Genomic DNA, 4,773 nt, shown 5'->3' with positions numbered 1-4,773 from the left:
ATCACGCGTGATCGACGGGTTCTCCGCCTTACGAGCCACCTTGTCGATCTCGTCGATATAGATGATCCCCGTCTCCGCCTTCTTCACGTCGAAGTCCGCCGCCTGCACCAGCTTCAACAGAATGTTCTCCACGTCCTCACCGACATACCCCGCCTCGGTGAGCGCCGTCGCGTCCGCGATCGCAAAAGGCACGTTCAACATCCGCGCCAACGTCTGCGCCAGATACGTCTTGCCCGTCCCCGTCGGACCGATCAACAAGATGTTCGACTTCGCCAGCTCCACGTAGTCCGGGTCGTCGGTGGCGAGGGCCTCGCCCGCCTCCTCGGCGGCAGCGGCGGCACGCACGCGCTTGTAGTGGTTGTGCACCGCGACGGCCAGGGCGCGCTTGGCGCCGTCCTGCCCCACGACGTAGCGGCTGAGGTGCGCGAAGATCTCGTGCGGCGTCGGGAGGGGCCCGTCACCGGTCACGACGTCCTGCGACGCGCTCTCGGCCTCGCGGTCCTCCTCGACCATCTCGAGGCACAGCGCCACGCACTCGTCGCAGATGAAGACGCCCGCGGGCCCGGCGATGAGCCGTTTCACCTGGCGCTGTGACTTGCCGCAGAACGAGCACGTGAGGGCGTCCGCCGCGCGCGGACCGCGCTGCCCGCGCGTGTCGTCGGTGCCGTCGGTGCGTGCCACCGGGTGCCTCCAGTCCAGTCGGTTGCGGCCGATCGTAGCCGCCGCCCACGACACGCCGGGACCGCTCTGCCGGGTCCGGGCGTGCCGGGCTCAGCCGGGCGGGGTGCCCGCGGACGGGCGAGGGCCGTCCACGTCCTCGGCCAGGAGCTGGAGCCGGCTGGCCGTCCGGAAGGCGTCGGGCCGGTCCGGCATCGTCGTGCGGAACGCGTCGAGGGAGTGGTGCGACGTGACGACGAGCTCGACGTCGGCGTCGACGAGCACGTCCACGACCGCGATGAACCGCTGCTGCGCCTCGCGGTCCACGTCGGTGAGGAGCGGGACGTCGGTCACGACCCAGCGGCGGAACCGCGCGGCCCAGTCGAGGTACTCGAGGGTCGACGTCGGGCGTCCTGCCAGGTCGTCGAACGTCACCCACAGCTCGCCCTCGCGGCCCTCGCCGTCGACCCGTGCGGCGGTCACCTCGAACGACCGCGTCCCGGTGCGGACGACCGCCCGCGCCTCCTGGGCCGGGGCGACGAGCCCGCGGTGGGCGAGCTGCGCCGTCGTGCCGGGGCGGAGCCACGCGCCCGCGGCGAACCCTCCGCGCCCGCGACCGCCGAGCGTCCGGTAGTCGGTCGGCCCGGCGAGCTCGACGACGTCGAGGTGCGCCCGCAGGAGCGCGATCCCCGGCTCGGCGACGTGGTGCCACAGCGGGTTCGGCAGCAGCGTGCCCGGCTCGTAGTTGGACGTCGCGAGCACGACGACCCCCGACGCGAACGCCCGTCGCAGGAGCCGGGTGAGCAGGGTCGCGTCGCCGGTGTCGTGGAGGTGGAGCTCGTCGAGGTAGAGCAGCCTCGTCCCGCGCAGGAGGTCGTCGATCGCGGCGTCGACGGCGCCAGGTTGTGGCTCCGGCGACTCCTCGGGCGGCCCGGGCGGCGTCGGCTCCGCGACCGGCGCGGTCGCCCGGGTGCGCCACCCGCGTGTCGGGCCACCCTGCCCGACGGCGGACCGCGGCCTGGCGAGGGCGCTCACCCGCTGGGCGTGGATCGCCGCGTGCAGCGCGCGGAACAGGTCGTACACGTGGACCCGCTTGGTCGCGCCGGCGGGGAGCCCGGCCGCGACGGCCGCGAAGAACGCCCCCGCCAGCCACGACTTCCCGCGTCCCGCGGGGCCCCACACGTACAGCCCGCGGACGGGGCGCCGTCGGGCCCCCGCGAACTCGTCGCCGAGCCGGGCGAGCCGATCGAGGAGCGCGGACTGGTCCGGGTCGAGCGAGAACCCCTCACGCGCGGCCGCCGCCTCGACCGCGCGTCGGACGCGGTCGAGGCGGCGGCTGGTCACCGGGTCAGCCTAGGCGCGGCGACCACGCAGGGTCTTGACCCAGACGTCGATGACGTCCCAGGCCGCGATGACGACGGTCGCCGCGATGATCCCGTTCGAGAGCCACGTGAGCGAGTCGCCGCCCGTGACCTCGAGGAACGCCGGGTTCACGAGGCGGTCGGCGCTCGCGAGCCACACGACCACCCCGGCGAACAGGGCCCCGATGACCGTGTTGACGGCGGCGAGCCCGACGGTCCACCGGCCGCGCGCGTACACGAGGATCGTGAGGGCGATCTCGGCCGCGACGAGCGCGACGAGGACGCCGGTCCAGACCGGCCACAGGTCGGGGTGCAGCACGGGGACCGCGGTGCCGTCGGGGCCACGGTAGGTCGCGACGTTCTGGAGGAGCAGCACGGCGGCGACCAGGACGAGCAGGCCGACCGACACGACCGTGTCGACGAGCGTCACCTCGCGGGGAGCGCGCTCGGTCGGGAGGCGGTCGACCGTCCAGGGGCCGGTGAGCTCGTCCTGGCTTCGCGGGGAGCCGTAGCGCTCCAGCAGGACGAAGACGAGCGTCGTCCAGAACGCGATCTGCAGGGCGACCGAGGCGGTCGTCCAGATGCCGCTCCAGATGGCCGACCCGACGGGGCCGCCGTCGACGAGGTCCGTGATGAGCACGATCGCCCCGGGGATGAGGGCGACCCAGAGCAGCACCTTGAGGAGGCGCAGCCAGTCGAGGTAGAGCGTGGGCCCGATGAGGTACAGCGGGCGACCGGCGAGGTCGGCCGCGAGGCGGTCGGGGTCGCCGAGGTCGTTGAGGACGTCGGTCTCGGCCCGGGCCGGGTCGGTGCCGGCCTCGACCTTGGCCTCGACGGCGTCGGCGACGGACGCGCGGAGCTCCTGCTCGAGGTCGGCGTGCTGGTCGGCGGGGACGCGGCGCAGCGTGGCGGCGACGTAGCGGTCGGTGAGCGTCATGACGTGCCTTCCTGGGAGTCGAGGGTGCGGAGGCTCCGCGCGATCGCGAGCCACTCGTCGAGCAGGTCGCGGGCGAAGCGCTCGCCCGCGGGGGAGGTCCGGTAGAACTTGCGCGGCCGCGCCTCGTCGGTGTTCCACTCGCTCACGAGGAGGCCCTGCTTCTCGAGCCGGCGCAGGAGCGGGTAGAGCGTGTTGGCGTCGACGGGGACGCCCGCCGCGGCGAGCGCCTCGAGGAGCCCGTAGCCGTAGCCGGGCGTGCGCAGCAGCAGCAGGCTCGCGACGACGACGGAGCCGCGACGCACCTCCTGGCTGTGCCCGGCGAAGATCTCGGGATCGGTCATGTCTCACACCATAGTGTGTGTCGCACAGTATGCGCAAGGCGCACATCATCGTGTCGACGCGAGAGCGCTAGACTGGAACGGTTCCAGAGAAGAGTGCGTACCTGCCGCGGGAGGCCGAGTGACCGACCTGATCGACACCACCGAGATGTACCTGAAGTCGATCTACGAGCTGCAGGAGGAGGGGATCCCTCCGCTGCGCGCGCGGATCGCCGAGCGCCTCGGGCACTCGGGGCCGACCGTCTCCCAGACCGTCGCGCGCATGGAGCGTGACGGCCTCGTCGTCGTCGGGGGCGACCGCCAGCTCGAGCTCACGACGCTCGGGCAGCAGACGGCGGTGCGCGTCATGCGCAAGCACCGCCTCGCCGAGCGGCTGCTCACCGACGTCATCAAGCTCGACTGGGAGCAGGTGCACACCGAGGCCTGCCGCTGGGAGCACGTCATGAGCGACCTCGTCGAGCAGCGCCTCGTCGCGCTCCTCGACCACCCCGCGCACGACCCCTACGGCAACCCGATCCCGGGCCTGCGCGAGCTGGGCGAGGACCTGCCCGAGGTCGAGTACCTCGACGGCGTCGTCTCCCTCCCGGTGCACCTGGCCGCGCGCGGCGCGACCGCCGGGGACGAGGTGCGCGTCCTCCTCCAGCGCATCGCCGAGCCGGTCCAGGTCGACGTGGAGCTCCTCGCGCGCTTCGCCGAGGCGGGCGTCTTCCCGCGCCAGACCCTCGTCGTCGCGGTGAACGACGGCGTCGTCACGGTCTCGGGCGACGGAGCCGACACGGTCCTGGACCTCCCGGACGACGTCGCGCGCCACCTCTTCGTCACGGCGGACTGAGCCGGACGCCGCGCCGTCAGGCTGCCCAGAACGACGTGAGGGCCGTTATCCGATGGATAACGGCCCTCACGTCGTTCTCGCGGGGAGTCGTCAGGCGGGGACGATGAGCCCGGCGGTCTGGGTCTTGGCGCGCTGGAGGCGGGCCTCGGCGTCGGACCAGTTGACGAGGTTCCACCAGGCGGTGACGTAGTCGGCGCGCACGTTCTGGTAGTCGAGGTAGTAGGCGTGCTCCCAGACGTCGAGCAGGACGATGGGGGTCAGGCCGAGGGTGAGGTTGCCCTGCTGGTCGTAGAGCTGGACGGTGACGAGCTTGGAGCCGATGGAGTCCCAGGCGAGGATGGCCCAGCCCGAGCCCTGGACGCCGGCGGCGACGGCGGCGAACTGCTTCTTGAAGGCGTCGAAGGAGCCGAAGTGCTCGTCGATCGCGGCGCCGATCTCGCCGGTGGGCTCGCCGCCGCCCTCGGGGGAGAGGTTGGTCCAGAACGCGGAGTGGTTGACGTGGCCGCCGAGGTTGAACGCGAGGTTCTTCTCGTGGAGGTTGATCGCGGCGAAGTCGCCGGTCTCGCGGGCCTCGGCGAGCTTCTCCAGGGCGGTGTTCGCGCCGGTGACGTAGGCCTGGTGGTGCTTGGAGTGGTGCAGCTCCATGAT

At 72.5% G+C, this 4,773-nt stretch carries 6 protein-coding genes; 1 reads left to right on the top strand and 5 read right to left on the bottom strand.

All coding sequences use genetic code 11. From position 1 onward, the window contains the following. The 4 genes from A0J59_RS20235 to A0J59_RS20220 all read right to left on the bottom strand — a co-directional run. Positions 1–681 (bottom strand): ClpX C4-type zinc finger protein (locus A0J59_RS20235; protein ID WP_156533212.1); only part of this gene is annotated, 681 nt, incomplete at its 3' end. Positions 682–771: 90 nt separating this feature from the next. After that, positions 772–2,001 carry an AFG1/ZapE family ATPase gene (gene zapE / locus A0J59_RS20230; RefSeq protein WP_064317269.1) on the bottom strand — a complete coding sequence of 410 codons (1,230 nt, stop codon included), beginning with the start codon at positions 1,999–2,001 and terminating at the stop codon, positions 772–774. Positions 2,002–2,010: 9 nt separating this feature from the next. After that, on the bottom strand, positions 2,011–2,955 hold the full coding sequence (locus tag A0J59_RS20225; protein ID WP_064317268.1) for a permease prefix domain 1-containing protein: 945 nt from the start codon (positions 2,953–2,955) through the stop codon (positions 2,011–2,013). Further along, on the bottom strand, positions 2,952–3,296 hold the full coding sequence (locus tag A0J59_RS20220; protein ID WP_047230840.1) for a PadR family transcriptional regulator: 345 nt from the start codon (positions 3,294–3,296) through the stop codon (positions 2,952–2,954). The genes A0J59_RS20225 and A0J59_RS20220 overlap by 4 nt, the downstream gene beginning before the upstream one ends. Positions 3,297–3,414: 118 nt before the next feature. Here A0J59_RS20220 and A0J59_RS20215 point away from each other — a divergent pair, with 118 nt between their 5' ends. Beyond that, positions 3,415–4,125 (top strand): metal-dependent transcriptional regulator, encoded by a 711-nt coding sequence (locus A0J59_RS20215; protein WP_047230839.1) that lies wholly within the window; start codon positions 3,415–3,417, stop codon positions 4,123–4,125. Between the two features lie 90 nt (positions 4,126–4,215). Here A0J59_RS20215 and A0J59_RS20210 read toward each other — a convergent pair. Beyond that, positions 4,216–4,773 (bottom strand): superoxide dismutase (locus A0J59_RS20210; RefSeq protein ID WP_064316591.1); only part of this gene is annotated, 558 nt, incomplete at its 5' end.

The organism is Cellulosimicrobium sp. I38E, assembly GCF_001647255.1.
Lineage (GTDB): Bacteria > Actinomycetota > Actinomycetes > Actinomycetales > Cellulomonadaceae > Cellulosimicrobium > Cellulosimicrobium cellulans_E.
This window is presented reverse-complemented; position numbering and strand designations above follow the sequence as displayed.